The sequence below is a fragment of the Pseudovibrio sp. Ad37 genome, assembly GCF_001623075.1.
Classification (GTDB): Bacteria; Pseudomonadota; Alphaproteobacteria; order Rhizobiales; family Stappiaceae; genus Pseudovibrio.
Genome location: NZ_LMCF01000213.1, coordinates 1 through 17,785 on the forward strand (window position 1 = coordinate 1; position 17,785 = coordinate 17,785).

The window sequence follows — 17,785 nt, forward strand, 5'->3', positions numbered from 1 at the left end:
GCATTGGGCCGTCTGCAGCGTTAACAACGAGGATCGCGCCGTCCATCTGTGCAGCACCAGTGATCATGTTTTTCACATAATCAGCGTGGCCTGGGCAGTCAACGTGTGCGTAGTGACGAGCTTCGGTTTCATATTCAACGTGTGCTGTTGAAATAGTGATACCGCGAGCACGCTCTTCAGGAGCGCCATCGATTTCGTCGTATGCTTTAAAATCACCGAAGGATTTAGTAATCGCTGCGGTCAGTGTAGTTTTACCGTGGTCAACGTGGCCAATTGTGCCGATGTTGACGTGCGGCTTATTACGTTCAAATTTTTCTTTAGCCATCGGATCTCTCCGTTCTCTCTTGAATCCCTTTGACTGGTCTAATGAGGTTTAGGCGTATTTCGCCATAACCTCGTCAGCAACAGCCTGCGGGACTTGGTCGTAATGATCGAACACCATGGAATACTGCGCACGTCCTTGGGACATGGAACGCAAGTTGTTCACGTAACCAAACATGTTGGCCAGCGGAACCATAGCAGTGATAACGGTCACGACACCGCGGTTTTCGGTACCGGCGATTTGTCCACGACGGGAATTCAAATCACCAATCACGTCACCCATATAGTCTTCTGGAGTGACAACCTCAACCTTCATGATAGGTTCCAGAAGCTTTGGACCTGCTTTAGCCACAGCTTCGCGGAAACCAGCACGACCTGCGATCTCAAATGCGAGCACAGACGAGTCAACATCATGGTAAGCACCGTCAGTGAGGGTAGCTTTAATGTCGACCATCGGGAAGCCAGCAAGTGGACCAGAGGACATGACGGATTCGATACCTTTGGATACACCAGGGATGTATTCCTTAGGAACGTTACCGCCAACAATCGTGTTAGCAAACTCAAAACCTTCACCAACAACATTTGGCTCGATAGAGAGTTTGATGCGAGCAAACTGACCAGTACCACCGGACTGCTTCTTGTGGGTATAATCCACATCAGCAGGCTTGGTAATGGTTTCACGGTAAGCAACCTGAGGTGCACCGATGTTTGCTTCAACCTTGAATTCACGCTTCATGCGATCAACAAGGATGTCCAGGTGAAGTTCGCCCATACCAGCAATGATTGTCTGGCCGGACTCTTCATCTGTCTTCACGCGGAAGGACGGATCCTCAGCAGCCAGGCGGTTCAGGGCAAGACCCATCTTTTCCTGGTCACCTTTGGTTTTAGGCTCAACAGCGATCTCGATAACCGGATCCGGGAACTCCATGCGTTCCAGAATAACAGGCTTCAGAGGATCACAAAGCGTATCACCAGTGGTCGTGTCCTTCAGGCCTGCGATGGCCACAATGTCGCCTGCATAGGCTACATCAATGTCATCGCGGGAATTTGAGTGCATCTGCATCATGCGACCAACGCGTTCGCGCTTGCCCTTAACAGTATTCAGCACGGATGAGCCTTTATTCAGCACACCAGAGTAAATACGTGCGAAGGTCAAAGAACCAACGAACGGATCGTTCATGATTTTAAATGCGAGCATACCAAGCGGCTCTTCATCAGAAGATTCGCGAGTGGTTTCTTCTTCAGTCTTGGCGTCGATACCTTTAATCGCCGGCACTTCAACCGGGTTAGGAAGGTAATCTACAACAGCGTCAAGAAGAGGCTGAACGCCTTTGTTCTTGAATGCTGTACCGCACAATACTGGAACGAAGTTGCCAGCAATGGTACCCTTACGAATAAGCTCTTGAAGCTTTTCGTTGGATGGCATTTCGCCTTCCAAGTATGCTTCAGTAGCTTCTTCTTCTACTTCTACAGCGATCTCGATCAGTTTTTCGCGGTATTCAGCAGCCTGGTCAGCGAGATCTTCTGGAATATCCAGTTCATCCCAGCTTGCTCCAAGAGCCTCACCGTTCCAAACCAATGCTTTCATCTTGAGCAGATCGATAACACCAGCAAATTCGTTTTCAGCGCCGATCGGCAGCTGAACACATGCTGGAGTTGCGCCAAGACGTTTCTCGATCATTTCTACACAGCGGAAGAAATCAGCACCGAGTTTGTCCATCTTGTTGACGAAGATCATGCGTGGAACGTTGTACTTATCAGCCTGACGCCATACGGTCTCAGTCTGAGGTTCAACACCAGCATTCGCATCGAGAAGTGCAACTGCACCATCAAGAACACGCAGGGAGCGCTCAACTTCAATCGTGAAGTCAACGTGACCTGGAGTGTCAATGATATTCAGACGCTTACCGTTCCAGTGGGCAGTCGTAGCAGCTGAAGTAATGGTAATACCACGCTCCTGCTCCTGCTCCATCCAGTCCATGGTAGCTGCACCATCATGAACTTCACCGATCTTATGGGACTTACCAGTGTAATACAGAATACGTTCTGTAGTGGTCGTCTTACCAGCATCGATGTGAGCCATGATACCGAAGTTACGGTAGTCCTCGATTTTGTGCGTACGTGACATAGCGTCAGCCTCTATCCAGGGTGATTACCAACGGTAGTGCGAGAATGCACGGTTAGCTTCAGCCATCCGGTGAGTATCTTCGCGCTTCTTAACGGAGTTACCACGGCCATTCGCAGCATCCAGCAATTCACCGGATAGACGACCAACCATTGTGGTTTCGTTACGACCGCGAGCTGCAGAAATCAGCCAGCGGATAGCAAGTGCCTGACGACGCTCTGTACGAACTTCGACTGGAACCTGATAAGTTGCACCACCAACACGACGGGAGCGAACTTCAACCTGTGGCATAACGTTTTCGAGCGCCTGATGGAACATCTCGAGCGGGCTAGCCTTAGCTTTAGTTTCGATCGCATCGAATGCACCGTATACGATGCGTTCTGCGGTGGATTTTTTACCATCGAGCATTACTGCGTTCATGAACTTAGTAACGACGATATCTCCGAACTTAGGATCCGGAATAACTTGACGCTTTTCAGCGGCGTGACGGCGGGACATATCGGTCTATATCCTATTATTTCGGACGCTTAGCGCCATACTTGGAACGACGCTGTTTACGATCTTTAACACCCTGGGTGTCAAGAACGCCACGGATGATGTGGTAACGAACACCAGGCAAATCCTTTACACGACCACCACGGATCATGACAACGGAGTGCTCTTGGAGGTTATGACCTTCACCCGGGATATAACCAATAACTTCAAAGCCATTGGTCAAACGGATTTTTGCCACTTTACGAAGCGCTGAGTTAGGCTTCTTAGGAGTGGTTGTATATACGCGAGTACACACGCCGCGCTTCTGCGGGCACGCTTCCATCGCTGGAACTTTGTTCCGCTTCGCCGGCACTGTACGCGGCTTACGGATCAACTGGTTGATCGTTGGCATAATTTGCCCTTTAACTACTTTTGCTCTTCGACCGGACGCAGTTTCTGGTAGACATACGCATGCGCACCAAATCCACGAACGATTATTCGTGAAGGGCACCGCGAAACCAGAGGACCACGGACGGGTCCGCGGTCTTGCATTCGACTTGTATTCGCCTTTGAACCCGACAACGTTTAAGCTTCAGTACTCCGAGGCGAGGCGCCTCAGGAGAAGGACATTGCTTACTGCTTGCCATAAGGTTGCCGGAACCTACTCATCAGGACACTGTTCGTCAAGTCCCTTCCAAGAGATTCTTAGCCCCAGACTCTCAGATTCATACGGTGTATCCCAAGATTCGCGTAGATTCAGCAATTTCCTCGCGGAAGACCTCAAAATTTGGAGGCGCTTAAGTGTTCATTGCAGTTTGACTCTGAAGATTAAAAGGAAGTTAAGCACATCCCTACTCTGACTCATCGTCATTTCCGCAGGTCATTTGATTCTTGCAGCTTTAACTCAAATTCAATTACGCCCTTTAAGTGCAAATACTGCCACAGGGCGAAGGCACGTCGTCGCCTCAAGTCTCAAACACCGAACACACCTAGTTAGGGAGCAAGGCCACCGGCAACCGTCAGTGTGGTCCCACTCACAAATCCTGCCCCGGATGATCCCAGCCAGACAGCAGCCTCTGCAATATCTGAAGGCTCGGCTATACGACCAAGAGGCGTTGCAGCAGCAACAAGGGCCGGACGATCAGGGTTCCCCTCCCGCTGGTGCATGTCGGGCGCGGTTGTTCCCACACGGATCGCATTCACCCGAATACCGAGGGGCCCAAATTCTTTACCCGCACCAACCGTCAGTGTTTCCACTGCACCTTTTGAAGCGGCGTAGTGAACATACTCCCCTGGGCTCCCCATCACGGCGGCAATCGAAGACATATTTACAATCGCACCACCAGAACCACCTTGGTCAGTCCTCATGCGTTTAGCTGCTTCTTGCATGCAATAGATCATGCCGAACACATTGGTCTGAAAAGTCGAAACCAACGCCGAGCTATCCAAGTCCACTAAGGAGGACGATCCCCCTATGATGCCGGCATTATTGACAAGGCAAGTAATCGGCCCAAGTCTCTCGTCACAAATGACAAACATCTGGCGCACAGCCTCAAGATCAGCCACATCCGCAGCAACAGCAATCGCACGAACGCCAACCTCTTTGCATCGCCGGACAGTCTCACCAGCTCCAGGCTCATCAAAATGATAGTTCACACAGACATCATAACCAGCTTCGGCAAAAGCAACCGCGGTGGCTTGACCAATGCCCTTGCTGGCACCCGTTACCAATACAATCATCGAAGTAGCATTCCCCAAGAACGTTGGCTCCATTTAACTCTGGCTTCAAGTGCAAAGCCGGAAGATCACTGTACTCACAAGTCGGGCAAGGTCACTACATATTTGAAGCGTCTCAGCAGAGACGCATTTACACCTCCCCCTCTCCCCAAACGCGAAAAAGGAGAGGTCCCCCTCTCCTTTCCAAAATCCAAAATCGGATCATCAGTTCAATTTTTAGAACGTGATCACTGAAACATTGCCTGCCAGTGCGTCTTTATAAGGCTGAACGAAGAACTCTTCCTCCGGTGTTTCCGTGATGTATCCCAGCTGATCAAGAGCTGCATCCACGAAACCCTGTTCACCCAACGCTTCAACGGCACGGCGAACTGCACCATCGTCATCAGGCGCGGTCACCATTACGTGGAACGGAAGACCATCTTCTTCTTCACCGTCTTCCTCTTTCCAGGCACGGCCCATAATCAGGTAGACAACTGGAGGGGTGTCATCACCATTTTCTTCTTCAATCTGATCAGACATTTTATTTCCTTCATCACGCCCCCACTCAGTCCAGCCCGACCGAAAGGATACGTTTCAATTCAAAACACCAGACGTATCTGCCAAGGGGCCTAAGCTTCCAAAATCAGACACGCGTCTTTCTTGTTAGTAGCAGGTCAGCAGGTCGCCACAAGCAACCATCCGCCATAAACGGAAAAGCCGCCCTGAAGGGCGGCTTGACCTCAATTTAGATTTTGCAGCTCACTAGAACTGACCGTCACGGCTGAAATCTTCAAGCATGGAGTCCGCAGTACCAGCAGTAGAAGCTGAACGGCGAGCGTCCTGGATGAGATCATCACGCAGTGTCGCAATCTTACGAGTGCGGTTCATCGCCCCGCCTGTACCCGCTGGGATCAGACGACCAACAATCACATTCTCTTTCAGACCGTCCAGTGGATCGATCTTACCGAAGACAGCTGCTTCAGTCAGAACACGCGTTGTTTCCTGGAACGATGCAGCAGAGAAGAACGAACGAGTCTGCAAGCTTGCCTTCGTGATACCCAGAAGAACTGGAACACCCTTGGCAGGATCACGTGCATTATCAATCGCACGCTGGTTAGCTGCATCAAATTCGATCTTATCGACCTGCTCACCAGAGAAGTACTCTGTTTCGCCCGGATCAGTGATCTCAACCTTCTGGAGCATCTGACGAACAATCACTTCGATGTGCTTGTCGTTAATGCCCACGCCCTGCAGACGATAAACTTCCTGGATCTCGTTAACGAGGAAGGCAGCCAGTGCCTCTACGCCCTTAATCGCAAGAATGTCGTGCGGTGCCGGGTTACCATCAACAAGGTATTCACCCTTCTCGATAGTGTCCCCTTCCTGCAGGTGGAAGTGCTTGTTCTTCTGGATGAGGTACTCAACAGGCTCCAGGCTTTCATCGGTAGGATCGATGATGATGCGGCGCTTGTTTTTGTAATCTCGGCCAAAGCGGATCGTACCGTCAAGCTCAGCGATAATCGCGTGATCTTTCGGACGACGTGCTTCGAACAGTTCTGCAACACGAGGCAGACCACCGGTGATGTCTTTCGTTTTTGCAGATTCCAGAGGAATACGTGCAAGAACGTCACCAGCAGAAACCATGTCACCAGGCTGTACTGACAAAATAGCGTCAACGGAAAGCAGGGAACGAGCATCGCCACCGCGAGCCAGTTTCTTGATCTTGCCGCTGTCATCCTGAATAACCATAGCAGGCTTCAGATCAGCACCACGCTGAGAAGAACGCCAGTCGATAACAACACGCTTGGTGATACCGGTCGCTTCATCAGCAGTTTCCTGCATAGAGGAACCATCCACCAAATCTTCAAAGCCAACACGACCGGAAAGTTCTGTCAGGATCGGACGAGTGTACGGATCCCATTCAGAAATACGATCACCGCGCTTGATGACGTCACCTTCGTCAACGAAGATTTTACCACCGTAAGTCAGACGATGCGTAGAACGCTCATTACCGTCACTATCTACGATAATGATGGACATGTTACGTGCCATGACAATGTTGTTGCCGTCGGAGTCTCGAACCACATTGCGGTTGCGCATCTTCACGGTGCCTTCAAAGTTGGATTCAATGAAGGAACTATCAACAACCTGTGCCGTACCACCAATGTGGAACGTACGCATGGTCAACTGAGTACCAGGCTCACCAATGGACTGCGCAGCAATAACACCAACAGCCTCACCGATGTTCACCGGAGTACCACGTGCAAGGTCACGGCCATAACAGGTCGCACATACACCAGTCTTGGTTTCACAAGTCAGCACAGAGCGGATCTTGACCATCTGGACCTTGGCAGCTTCAAGAAGCTCCACGTCCTTCTCGTCAATCATACGTCCCTTAGGAACGAGCACTTCGCCAGTCTTGTTGTTACGGATGTCTTCAGCCGCAGTACGGCCAAGAACACGCATACCAAGGGTCGCGATCACGTTACCAGCATCAACAATTGGCTGAACGGTAATGCCACCGGTAGAACCACAGTCAACTTCGAGAATAATGCTGTCCTGTGCAACGTCCACGAGACGACGTGTCAGGTAACCGGAGTTCGCAGTTTTCAACGCCGTATCGGCAAGACCCTTACGGGCACCGTGGGTGGAGTTGAAGTACTCGAGAACCGACAGACCTTCTTTAAAGTTCGCGATAATCGGGTTTTCGATGATGGAACCATCTGGTTTCGCCATCAGACCGCGCATACCGCCGAGCTGCTTCATCTGCGCTGGAGAACCACGCGCACCGGAGTGAGCCATCATGTAAACAGAGTTCATCTGTTTCTGACGACCTGTGTCCTCTTCGTACTCGGTCGCAGAGATGCGGCCCATCATTTCATCAGCGACTTTGTCAGTACACTTCGCCCAGGCGTCAACAACCTTGTTGTACTTCTCGCCCTGAGTGATCAGACCGTCGTTGTACTGCTGTTCGTATTCAGTCACCAAAGTGGTGGTGCTTTCAACGAGTGTCGCCTTGGTATCAGGGATAACCATGTCATCCTTACCGAAGGAGATACCAGCACGACATGCGTTTTTGAAGCCAAGCTGCATAACGCGGTCACAGAAGATAACGGTCTCTTTCTGGCCACAAGCACGATAAACCGTATCGATCATCTTGGAGATGTCTTTTTTGGTCATCAGCTTGTTACAGGAATCGAACGGTACTTCGAAGTGCTTCGGCAGCAGCTCTGCAATCATCAGACGACCAGGAGTGGTCTCATGGATTTCAGAGGTTGGGTTGCCCAGCTCATCAACAGATTTGAAGCGGCCACGGATTTTGGAGTGAACAGTGATAACACCGTTTTCCAGCGCGTGGTGCAACTCACCCATGTTACCGAAGGCCATGCCTTCACCTGGCTCACCATCTGCCATAATGGACAGGTAGTAGAGACCAAGAACAATATCCTGGGACGGTACGATGATCGGACCACCGTTCGCCGGATGCAGAATGTTGTTGGTGGACATCATGAGAGTACGGGCTTCAAGCTGCGCTTCCAGAGAAAGCGGAACGTGAACAGCCATCTGGTCACCATCGAAGTCAGCGTTAAACGCGGAACAAACGAGTGGGTGCAGCTGGATTGCCTTACCTTCAATCAGGGTAGGTTCGAAGGCCTGAATGCCAAGACGGTGAAGCGTAGGCGCACGGTTCAGAAGAACCGGATGCTCGCGGATCACTTCATCAAGGATATCCCAAACTTCCGGACGCTCTTTTTCAACGAGCTTCTTCGCCTGTTTAACAGTGGAAGAATAACCCTTTGCATCGAGGCGGGAGTAGATGAACGGCTTGAACAGCTCAAGCGCCATCTTCTTCGGCAGACCACATTGGTGCAGCTTCAGTTCAGGACCCACAGTAATAACGGAACGACCGGAGTAATCCACGCGCTTACCGAGAAGGTTCTGACGGAAACGACCCTGCTTACCCTTCAGCATATCTGAAAGGGACTTCAGAGGACGCTTATTTGCACCCTGGATCACACGACCACGACGACCATTATCGAACAGCGCATCTACAGATTCCTGCAGCATACGTTTTTCGTTACGAATAATGATGTCAGGCGCTTTAAGCTCGATCAGACGCTTCAGGCGGTTGTTACGGTTGATCACACGACGATAAAGGTCGTTGAGGTCAGACGTCGCAAAACGGCCACCGTCCAGTGGAACCAACGGACGTAGATCCGGTGGAATCACAGGAACAACAGTCAGGATCATCCATTCAGGACGGTTTCCGGACTCGATGAACGCTTCAACAACCTTCAGGCGCTTCGCCAGTTTCTTAGGCTTCAGCTCCGTGGTTGCTTCTGCAATTTCCTGGCGAATTTTTTCAGATTCACGCTGCAGATCCATGCTGGCAAGGATCTCGCGGATCGCTTCAGCACCAATCATAGCAGTGAAGCTGTCTTCACCATATTCGTCCTGAGCCGCAACAAATTCTTCTTCCGAAAGCAGCTGACGCAGCTTCATAGGAGTAAGGCCTGGCTCAATAACAACGTAGTTCTCAAAGTACAGGATGCGCTCAAGATCTTTAAGCGTCATATCCAACAGCATGCCAATACGGGATGGCAGCGACTTCAGGAACCAGATATGCGCAACAGGAGCAGCAAGCTCAATGTGGCCCATACGTTCACGGCGTACACGGGACAAGGTGACTTCAACGCCACACTTCTCACAGATAACGCCTTTATATTTCATGCGCTTATACTTACCGCACAAGCACTCATAGTCCTTGATAGGACCGAAAATCCGAGCACAGAACAGCCCGTCGCGCTCTGGCTTGAAAGTTCTGTAGTTGATCGTCTCCGGCTTTTTGATCTCACCGAACGACCAGGACAGAATTTTCTCCGGGCTGGCGATCGAGATGCGGATATGATCGAAGGTCTGTGCGGGAGCCTGTTGATTGAACAGGTTCATGACCTCTTGCGACATCAGCTCTCTCCTAAAATGCGCGGTTTGGGGAGCGTGCTAATAAGCAGGCTCCCCTCTTCCGGCATGAATACATGACTTACAGCGAAATACCTTGAAAGGTCTTATTCCGCGGCATCGATTGCTTCAGCGTCATCATTGGCTTTCTGACGCGGTTCCTTATCCTGCAACTCGACATTGAGGCCCAGGGAACGCATTTCCTTGACGAGAACGTTAAAGCTCTCAGGAATACCCGCCTCAAATGTGTCGTCACCCCGGACGATAGCTTCATAAACCTTGGTACGACCTGCCACGTCATCAGACTTAACAGTGAGCATTTCCTGCAAGGTGTACGCTGCGCCATAAGCTTCAAGCGCCCACACTTCCATCTCACCGAAGCGCTGACCACCGAACTGCGCCTTACCACCCAGCGGCTGCTGAGTAACAAGAGAGTAAGGTCCGATAGAACGCGCGTGGATCTTATCGTCAACCAAGTGGTGAAGCTTAAGCATGTAGATGTAACCCACAGTGACCTGACGGTCGAACTGTTCACCGGTACGTCCGTCATACAATGTAGACTGACCGGATGGCTTCATCTCAGCAATGTTCAGCATGTCAACAACGTCAGGTTCACGTGCACCATCAAAGACCGGAGTCGCGATGGAAACGCCATGACGCAGCTGCTCACCAAGTTTAGCAATGCCTTCGTCGTCGTATTCCTGAACCGGCTCACCCTTGATGTTGTCGCCGTAGATCTCAACGACCTTGCCACGAAGCTGTTCGATCTCGCCAGACTTACGATATTCGTCGTAAAGCTCGCCGATCTTCTGCCCCATGCCGGCACAAGCCCAGCCAAGGTGTGTTTCAAGAATCTGACCAACGTTCATACGGGATGGAACGCCGAGTGGGTTCAGAACAATATCAACGTGTTGACCGTCATCCAGGAATGGCATGTCTTCACATGGGTTGATTTTGGAAACCACACCCTTGTTACCGTGACGACCAGCCATCTTATCACCAGGCTGAATCTTACGCTTAACCGCAACGAAGACCTTAACCATCTTCATCACGCCAGGTGGCAACTCATCACCACGCTGCAGCTTCTCAACCTTGTCGATGAAGCGCTGTTCCAGACGCTTACGGCTCTCATCATAAGAACCACGAAGCGCTTCCAGCTCGCTCATCAGCTGCTCGTCTTCGACCGCAAACTGCCACCACTGAGAACGTGGGAATTCGTTCAGAACGTTTCCGTCGATCTCAACACCCTTGCGGAAGTTCTTCGGACCACCAACAGTCACATGACCCATGATCATCTCAGCCAGACGGCCATAGACGTTACGGTCAAGAATTGCCTGTTCGTCGTCGCGGTCTTTCGCAAGACGTTCAATCTCTTCGCGTTCGATAGCCATTGCGCGTTCGTCTTTTTCAACGCCGTGGCGGTTGAATACACGAACTTCAACAACAGTACCGGATACACCTGGAGACAGACGCATGGATGTGTCGCGAACGTCAGAAGCTTTCTCACCGAAGATCGCACGCAGAAGTTTTTCTTCTGGTGTCATTGGGCTTTCACCCTTTGGAGTGATCTTACCAACGAGAATGTCGCCTGGTTTCACCTCAGCACCAACATAAACAATGCCGGCTTCGTCAAGGTTCTTCAGCGCTTCTTCAGAAACGTTAGGAATATCGCGAGTGATTTCCTCAGGGCCAAGCTTCGTATCACGCGCCATCACTTCGAATTCTTCGAGGTGGATGGAGGTGAAGACGTCATCGCGAACGATACGCTCGGACAGAAGGATGGAATCCTCGAAGTTGTAGCCGTTCCAAGGCATGAACGCGACCATAACGTTACGGCCAAGCGCCAGATCACCCAGATCAGTCGAAGGACCGTCTGCAATGATATCACCCTTACGAACCCGATCACCTACGTTCACCAGCGGACGCTGGTTGATACAGGTGTCCTGGTTGGAACGCTGGAACTTCATCAGGCGGTAGATGTCTACGCCAGACTTGGAAGGATCCAGATCTTCTGTCGCACGAATAACGATACGTGTTGCATCAACCTGGTCAACCACACCGCCGCGACGTGCGCCAATAGCAGCGCCAGAGTCACGAGCAACGATTGGTTCCATACCGGTACCAACAAATGGAGCCTGTGCACGAACGAGCGGCACAGCCTGACGCATCATGTTGGAGCCCATCAATGCGCGGTTCGCATCATCGTTCTCAAGGAACGGAATGAGCGACGCAGCAACGGAAACCAGCTGCTTCGGAGACACATCCATCAGATCAACGCGATCAGAGGTGACCAAGATGTTTTCACCCGCATGACGACACTGAACCAGGTCGTTCACGAAGCTACCATCTTCGTTCATCTCAGCGTTTGCCTGAGAAACGTAGTACTTGCTCTCTTCCATAGCGGAGAGATAGACAACGTCTTTCGTCACAAGGCCATCAATAACACGGCGGTATGGGCTTTCAATAAAGCCATACTTGTTCACACGTGCAAAGGTTGCCAGTGAGTTGATCAGACCAATGTTCGGACCTTCCGGTGTTTCAATCGGGCAGATACGACCATAGTGTGTTGGGTGAACGTCACGAACTTCAAAGCCTGCGCGCTCACGGGTCAAACCACCAGGCCCAAGCGCTGAAAGACGACGCTTATGCGTCACTTCAGAGAGTGGGTTGGTCTGATCCATAAACTGAGACAGCTGGGAAGAACCGAAGAACTCACGTACAGCTGCTGCAGCAGGTTTTGCGTTGATCAGATCCTGAGGCATCACAGTGTCGATCTCAACGGAGCTCATACGCTCCTTGATCGCACGTTCCATGCGCAGCAGGCCAACACGGTACTGGTTTTCCATCAGTTCGCCAACGGAGCGAACACGGCGGTTACCAAGGTTATCGATGTCATCGATTTCGCCGCGGCCATCACGAAGATTAAGCAGCAGGCTGATCACTGACAGGATATCGTCTTTACGCAGAACACGAACAGTATCTTCACACTCAAGGTCAAGACGCATGTTCATCTTCACACGGCCAACCGCGGAAAGGTCGTAGCGCTCAGCATCGAAGAACAGAGACTGGAACATAGCCTCAGCGGTTTCGATGGTTGGCGGCTCACCAGGACGCATAACGCGGTAGATGTCAAACAGAGCACCTTCGCGGCCGTCATTCTTGTCAGCAGCCAACGTGTTGCGGATGAAAGGACCAACGTTAACGTAGTCGATATCCAAAACAGGCAGATCGTGGTAGCCACGCTCGATAAGCTCATGAAGAAGCTTTTCAGTCAGCTCTTCACCAGCTTCAGCGTATATCTCACCAGTACGCGTATCAACAATGTCTTCGGCAAGGTACTGGCCAAACAGATCATCATCAGTACCCTTAAGAGATTTAACACCCTTTTCGGTCAACTGACGGATTGTACGAGCGGTAATTTTCTTACCAGCTTCAACAACCACTTCACCGCTAGCAGCATCAACCATATCGGCAGTTGCTTTAGTACCCTTAAGACGAGCACCATCGAACGGTACGGACCAGCTGTTTTCGCCGTTACGCACGTAGTCGATACGGTTATAGAAGGTATTGAGAATCTCTTCGCTATCAAGACCAAGCGCCATCAACAAAGATGTCACAGGGATCTTACGACGGCGGTCGATACGTGCGTGGACAATGTCCTTAGCATCGAATTCGATATCGAGCCATGAACCACGGTAAGGGATCACACGTGCAGCAAACAGAAGTTTACCGGAAGAGTGGGTCTTACCTTTGTCATGGTCAAAGAATACACCCGGGGAACGGTGCATCTGAGACACGATAACGCGTTCTGTACCATTGATCACAAAGGTACCGTTATCGGTCATGAACGGAATATCGCCCATGTAGACATCTTGTTCTTTGATGTCTTTAACCGATTTTGCGCCAGTATCTTCATCCACATCAAACACGATGAGGCGAAGCGTAAGCTTCAGTGGCGCAGCGTAAGTCATATCACGCTGGCGGCACTCTTCCACATCATACTTTGGTGCTTCGAATTCGTAATCTACGAATTCAAGAAGGGAATTGCCTGCAAAATCCGAAATGGGGAATACGGACTTAAATACGGCCTCTAGGCCTTCGTCAACGCGGTTATCTTCAACCTTATCAACCTGCAAGAACTGGTCATAAGACGCCTTCTGCACTTCGATAAGGTTTGGCATAGCCGCTACATCGCGGATGGATCCGAAGTATTTACGGACCCGCTTGCGACCGTTGAACGTCTGCGTCATTGTCGCTCCTCGTATCACTCAAGGTGACGGTTCAGAAAAACGACGCCCTGCATGGCAGAAAACGTAGCTTCTCAGAACCGTCCACAATAGGGCGCTGTCAGGCACCCTCCCCCGTTGGGACGTTTACCCCGGCCGGGAAACCCGCCAGGGTACGGAAAAGGTCCCGGATTACTCCGGGACCAATATCTGAAGAACTCAGGATTACTTGAGTTCTACTTTTGCACCAGCTTCTTCGAGCTTCTTTTTCAGCTCAGCAGCTTCGTCTTTAGAAACTGCTTCTTTAACAGCTTTTGGAGCGCCTTCTACGAGCTCTTTAGCTTCTTTCAGGCCAAGACCCGTGATCGCACGCACTTCTTTGATCACGTTGATTTTCTTCGCGCCAGCATCAGCCAGAATAACGTCGAATTCAGTCTGTTCTTCAGCTGCTTCAGCAGCAGGACCAGCAGCAGCAACAGCTACAGGAGCAGCAGCGGAAACGCCCCACTCTTCTTCGAGCAGCTTGGAAAGCTCAGCAGCTTCCATAACGGTCAGTGCGGAGAGTTCTTCTACGATCTTTGAGAGATCAGCCATTTTTCAGTACCTTGTTGTTCGAACCGTTTTCGGTTTTGACAAAAATTATGTGGTTCCGCCTTACGCGGCTTGGTCCTTCTCGGCGTACGCATTGAAGACGCGAGCAAGTTGCCCGGCCGGTGCGCTCGTAACCATGGCCATACGGGTCGCTGGGGTCTGAAGCATACCCACCAGCTTGCCACGAAGCTCGTCCAGAGACGGCATCGCTGCCAGTGCTTTAACACCAGCAGTATCCAGGTTAGTTGAACCAAGAGCACCACCAAGGATTACGAAATTTTCGTTAGCCTTAGCGAAGTTAGCAGCAGCCTTAGGCGCAGCAACTGGATCGTCAGAGTAGACGATGACAGTTGGGCCTGTGAACAGGTCGCTGATATGCTCTAGTTCAGTGCCTTGAAGGGCAAGCTTGACAAGGCGGTTTTTAGCAACCTTTACGGTACCACCAGCTTCACGAGCATCAGCACGCAGCTGAGTCATCTGAGAAACTGAAAGGCCCGCATAGTGCGCAACAACTGCAACGCCAGTGTTCGACAACACTTCGTTGAAATCGCTGACGAACTTTTGCTTATCCGCTCTTTCCACTTGCCTTCTCCAGTTGGCAGCAATTCTCATTGCCGCCGGTTTGCCTTTGCCGCATCAAAATTGGGCTAAACCCAACCTCGACAACGACGATTAGGGTCCTGTCCCCTTACGCGCCGGAGAGACGCAGCAAGGCAATTTGGTTCGAACCGCAAGGTTGAATTGCATTTTGCATATCAACCAAATCAGTTCTTCTCCATCTATGCAGGCCTTTCTTATCAAAAGCTTAAACCAACAAACGTTGGCACCTGCAGTCTCGGACAGGGATGCCGAAGGACCATAACAGTCTTTCAGCGGTAAAACCTCCCACATGAAAGCGGGAGGTAACTCTTATAGGCGAGGTGTTTACTCGGTAATAGAACCAAGATCAACCTTCACACCAGGTCCCATCGTGGATGAAAGGGCTACGCGCTTAACGTAAGTACCTTTTGCACCTGATGGCTTAGCTTTGATCACTGCATCAACGAACGCTTTCACGTTCTCTTCCAGCTTGGAAGCTTCGAAAGAAGCTTTGCCAACGCCAGCGTGAATGATACCAGCTTTTTCAACGCGGAACTGTACAGAACCACCTTTGGCGTCTTTAACAGCCTTGGTCACGTCAGGGGTCACAGTGCCAACCTTAGGGTTAGGCATCATGCCGCGAGGACCGAGAACTTTACCGAGACGACCAACGAGTGGCATCATGTCAGGAGTTGCGATGACGGTATCGAAGTTGATGGTACCGCCCTGAACTTCTTTAACCAGCTCTTCAGCACCAACAATGTCTGCGCCAGCAGCTTTTGCTTCATCAGCTTTCGCATCACGAGCAAATACAGCAACGCGTACAGTTTTACCGGTACCGTTTGGAAGAACACATGCACCACGAACCATCTGGTCTGCGTGACGTGGGTCAACACCAAGGTTGATTGCAACTTCGATGGTTTCGTCAAACTTGGCAGTGGAGCCAGACTTAACAACACCAAGAGCTTCGCTTACTGCGTACTCTTTGTTACGATCAATACCTTCGCGAGCAGCTTTAATGCGCTTACCTACTTTAGCCATGATACTTTACTCCGTAACTTCCAGACCCATGGAACGGGCGGAGCCTTCGATCATCAGCATTGCTGCTTCGACGTCGTTAGCGTTGAGATCTTTCATCTTAGCTTCTGCGATTTCACGAACCTGAGCTTTAGTCACGGACGCGATGGTACCGCGACCAGCAGTTGCTGAGCCAGATTTGACTTTCGCAGCTTTCTTAAGGAAGAAAGAAGCCGGAGCTGTCTTAACTTCAAAAGTGAAAGACTTATCGGAGTAATAAGTAATGATGGTTGGGCAAGGAGCACCTTTCTCAACATCCTGGGTCTTAGCGTTAAACGCCTTACAGAATTCCATGATGTTCAGACCGCGCTGACCCAGCGCAGGACCAATTGGTGGGGATGGTGTAGCAGAACCTGCTGGCACCTGAAGCTTTAAGTAGCCGTCAATCTTTTTCGCCATAATTCTCTCCAGAATGGATCTGTGAAATCACGCTTAACGCATTTCACTGGATAAGAGAGCGGGCGGTCTGGCTTCCAGCACACCGACGAAAGTGCGCTTCACCTGCCGCCCCATCTCGGACTTAACCGACTTTGTCGACCTGTCCGTATTCAAGTTCAACCGGGGTAGCCCGGCCGAAGATGGACACTGTCACTTTCAGACGTGCCCGTTCCTCATCGACTTCCTCGACGAGACCAGAGAAGGAAGCAAACGGGCCATCGCTGACGCGAACCTGTTCACCAACTTCAAAGCTGACAGAAGGTTTCGGAGCTTCGACACCTTCCTGAACCTGATTAAGAATACGCTGCGCTTCAGCCTCGGAGATCGGCATCGGCTTCTTGTCGTTACCGAGGAAGCCAGAAACTTTCGGCGTATCGTTGATCAGGTGATAAGCATCGTCGCTCATCTCCATCTTCACCAGAACGTATCCTGGGAAGAACTTACGCTCAGCATCAACTTTGCGACCGCGACGTACCTCTACGAACTTCTCGGTCGGAACCAGAACTTCGTCAAATGAATCTTCAAGACCCTGCTGCTGAGCTCTTTCTTTAATCGCTTCAGCAACTTTACGCTCGAAGTTCGAATAAGCGTGCACAATATACCAGCGCTTAGCCATCTTAAATCCCGTTCCTACTATAATTGCCCGCTAAGCCTTTAGAAGCCAAGCAGAAAACTGATACCTAAGCTCATCAGCTGATCAGCAGCAAGAAAGAACATCGCCGCCAGGAAAACCATAATGAACACCATCAAGGTGGTCACGCCAGTTTCCTTACGCGTCGGCCAAGTTACCTTCGCAGTTTCAGAACGAACTTGCTGGATAAATGTAAAAGGATTGGTTTTTGCCATCCGGTCCCGGCCCATTACACGACAGGTGGGCGCGTAGATTCTTCCACGCACCCTATCCCTGAAAAACTCTTCATATGCCACCAACTTCGATTAATCAAGATTTTTCTCAACCAAAGAGATGGCAGGGGCAGCAGGGCTCGAACCCGCGACCTACGGTTTTGGAGACCGTCGCTCTACCAACTGAGCTATACCCCTACAAAGCCCCAAGCATGGGACAAAACCTTTTTCCGACCAATAATCAACTCACTGGAAGGAACCGTACCGCAATAACCACCGCGGCACGATATGTAAAGACTTTAAAAGTCTTTATTCGATGATTTCAGCTACAACACCAGCGCCGACGGTACGACCGCCTTCACGGATAGCGAAGCGCAGACCATCTTCCATAGCGATTGGTACGATAAGTTCAACTGAAACAGCAACGTTATCACCA

General features: G+C 50.8%; 14 protein-coding genes, 1 tRNA gene and 1 pseudogene. All 16 read right to left on the reverse strand.

Annotated features, from left to right (window positions below; all coding sequences use genetic code 11):
- On the reverse strand, nucleotides 1-325 hold a 325-nt coding region (locus tag PsAD37_RS22080; RefSeq protein ID WP_193778323.1), incomplete at its 3' end, for a GTP-binding protein.
- A 48-nt stretch (nucleotides 326-373) separates the two neighbouring features.
- On the reverse strand, nucleotides 374-2,449 hold the full coding sequence (gene fusA / locus PsAD37_RS22085; RefSeq protein ID WP_063297943.1) for an elongation factor G: 2,076 nt from the start codon (nucleotides 2,447-2,449) through the stop codon (nucleotides 374-376).
- A gap of 24 nt (nucleotides 2,450-2,473) precedes the next feature.
- Nucleotides 2,474-2,944 (reverse strand): 30S ribosomal protein S7, encoded by a 471-nt coding sequence (rpsG, locus tag PsAD37_RS22090; protein ID WP_063297944.1) that lies wholly within the window; start codon nucleotides 2,942-2,944, stop codon nucleotides 2,474-2,476.
- A 16-nt stretch (nucleotides 2,945-2,960) separates the two neighbouring features.
- Nucleotides 2,961-3,332 carry a 30S ribosomal protein S12 gene (rpsL, locus tag PsAD37_RS22095; protein ID WP_057464826.1) on the reverse strand — a complete coding sequence of 124 codons (372 nt, stop codon included), beginning with the start codon at nucleotides 3,330-3,332 and terminating at the stop codon, nucleotides 2,961-2,963.
- A gap of 581 nt (nucleotides 3,333-3,913) precedes the next feature.
- Nucleotides 3,914-4,660, reverse strand: coding sequence for an SDR family oxidoreductase (locus PsAD37_RS22100; RefSeq protein ID WP_063297945.1), 747 nt, complete (start codon nucleotides 4,658-4,660; stop codon nucleotides 3,914-3,916).
- Between the two features lie 213 nt (nucleotides 4,661-4,873).
- A complete protein-coding gene (locus tag PsAD37_RS22105; protein WP_057464828.1) occupies nucleotides 4,874-5,176 on the reverse strand; it encodes a hypothetical protein in 303 nt (100 codons plus the stop codon).
- A 222-nt stretch (nucleotides 5,177-5,398) separates the two neighbouring features.
- The gene (gene rpoC, locus PsAD37_RS22110) at nucleotides 5,399-9,601 is read right to left on the reverse strand and encodes a DNA-directed RNA polymerase subunit beta' (protein ID WP_063297946.1); all 4,203 of its coding nucleotides are present in this window, start codon (nucleotides 9,599-9,601) and stop codon (nucleotides 5,399-5,401) included.
- A gap of 101 nt (nucleotides 9,602-9,702) precedes the next feature.
- Nucleotides 9,703-13,845, reverse strand: coding sequence for a DNA-directed RNA polymerase subunit beta (gene rpoB, locus PsAD37_RS22115; protein ID WP_057464830.1), 4,143 nt, complete (start codon nucleotides 13,843-13,845; stop codon nucleotides 9,703-9,705).
- A 201-nt stretch (nucleotides 13,846-14,046) separates the two neighbouring features.
- The gene (gene rplL / locus PsAD37_RS22120) at nucleotides 14,047-14,415 is read right to left on the reverse strand and encodes a 50S ribosomal protein L7/L12 (RefSeq protein WP_063289484.1); all 369 of its coding nucleotides are present in this window, start codon (nucleotides 14,413-14,415) and stop codon (nucleotides 14,047-14,049) included.
- A gap of 60 nt (nucleotides 14,416-14,475) precedes the next feature.
- Nucleotides 14,476-14,994, reverse strand: coding sequence for a 50S ribosomal protein L10 (gene rplJ / locus PsAD37_RS22125; protein WP_063289485.1), 519 nt, complete (start codon nucleotides 14,992-14,994; stop codon nucleotides 14,476-14,478).
- A 342-nt stretch (nucleotides 14,995-15,336) separates the two neighbouring features.
- Complete coding sequence (gene rplA / locus PsAD37_RS22130) at nucleotides 15,337-16,032, reverse strand: 50S ribosomal protein L1 (protein WP_063297947.1); 696 nt, start codon at nucleotides 16,030-16,032, stop codon at nucleotides 15,337-15,339.
- Between the two features lie 6 nt (nucleotides 16,033-16,038).
- Nucleotides 16,039-16,467, reverse strand: a complete 429-nt coding sequence (rplK, locus tag PsAD37_RS22135) for a 50S ribosomal protein L11 (RefSeq protein WP_063297948.1) — start codon at nucleotides 16,465-16,467, stop codon at nucleotides 16,039-16,041.
- Between the two features lie 121 nt (nucleotides 16,468-16,588).
- A complete protein-coding gene (gene nusG / locus PsAD37_RS22140; RefSeq protein WP_057464835.1) occupies nucleotides 16,589-17,122 on the reverse strand; it encodes a transcription termination/antitermination protein NusG in 534 nt (177 codons plus the stop codon).
- Between the two features lie 38 nt (nucleotides 17,123-17,160).
- Nucleotides 17,161-17,352 (reverse strand): preprotein translocase subunit SecE, encoded by a 192-nt coding sequence (secE, locus tag PsAD37_RS22145; protein WP_063297949.1) that lies wholly within the window; start codon nucleotides 17,350-17,352, stop codon nucleotides 17,161-17,163.
- A 119-nt stretch (nucleotides 17,353-17,471) separates the two neighbouring features.
- Nucleotides 17,472-17,547, reverse strand: a tRNA-Trp gene (locus PsAD37_RS22150).
- 111 nt (nucleotides 17,548-17,658) lie between these two features.
- A pseudogene (gene tuf, locus PsAD37_RS27910) lies at nucleotides 17,659-17,785 on the reverse strand (elongation factor Tu); the annotation flags it as partial.

What these genes read in the sequence shown, in the direction of transcription:
- nusG (WP_057464835.1), bottom strand. Translation starts at nt 17,122, where the DNA reads ATGGCTAAGCGCTGGTATATTGTGCACGCTTATTCGAACTTCGAGCGT.
- rplA (WP_063297947.1), bottom strand. Translation starts at nt 16,032, where the DNA reads ATGGCTAAAGTAGGTAAGCGCATTAAAGCTGCTCGCGAAGGTATTGAT.
- rplL (WP_063289484.1), bottom strand. Translation starts at nt 14,415, where the DNA reads ATGGCTGATCTCTCAAAGATCGTAGAAGAACTCTCCGCACTGACCGTT.
- fusA (WP_063297943.1), bottom strand. Translation starts at nt 2,449, where the DNA reads ATGTCACGTACGCACAAAATCGAGGACTACCGTAACTTCGGTATCATG.
- secE (WP_063297949.1), bottom strand. Translation starts at nt 17,352, where the DNA reads ATGGCAAAAACCAATCCTTTTACATTTATCCAGCAAGTTCGTTCTGAA.
- rpsL (WP_057464826.1), bottom strand. Translation starts at nt 3,332, where the DNA reads ATGCCAACGATCAACCAGTTGATCCGTAAGCCGCGTACAGTGCCGGCG.
- rplK (WP_063297948.1), bottom strand. Translation starts at nt 16,467, where the DNA reads ATGGCGAAAAAGATTGACGGCTACTTAAAGCTTCAGGTGCCAGCAGGT.
- rpoC (WP_063297946.1), bottom strand. Translation starts at nt 9,601, where the DNA reads ATGTCGCAAGAGGTCATGAACCTGTTCAATCAACAGGCTCCCGCACAG.
- rpoB (WP_057464830.1), bottom strand. Translation starts at nt 13,845, where the DNA reads ATGACGCAGACGTTCAACGGTCGCAAGCGGGTCCGTAAATACTTCGGA.
- rpsG (WP_063297944.1), bottom strand. Translation starts at nt 2,944, where the DNA reads ATGTCCCGCCGTCACGCCGCTGAAAAGCGTCAAGTTATTCCGGATCCT.
- PsAD37_RS22100 (WP_063297945.1), bottom strand. Translation starts at nt 4,660, where the DNA reads ATGATTGTATTGGTAACGGGTGCCAGCAAGGGCATTGGTCAAGCCACC.
- PsAD37_RS22105 (WP_057464828.1), bottom strand. Translation starts at nt 5,176, where the DNA reads ATGTCTGATCAGATTGAAGAAGAAAATGGTGATGACACCCCTCCAGTT.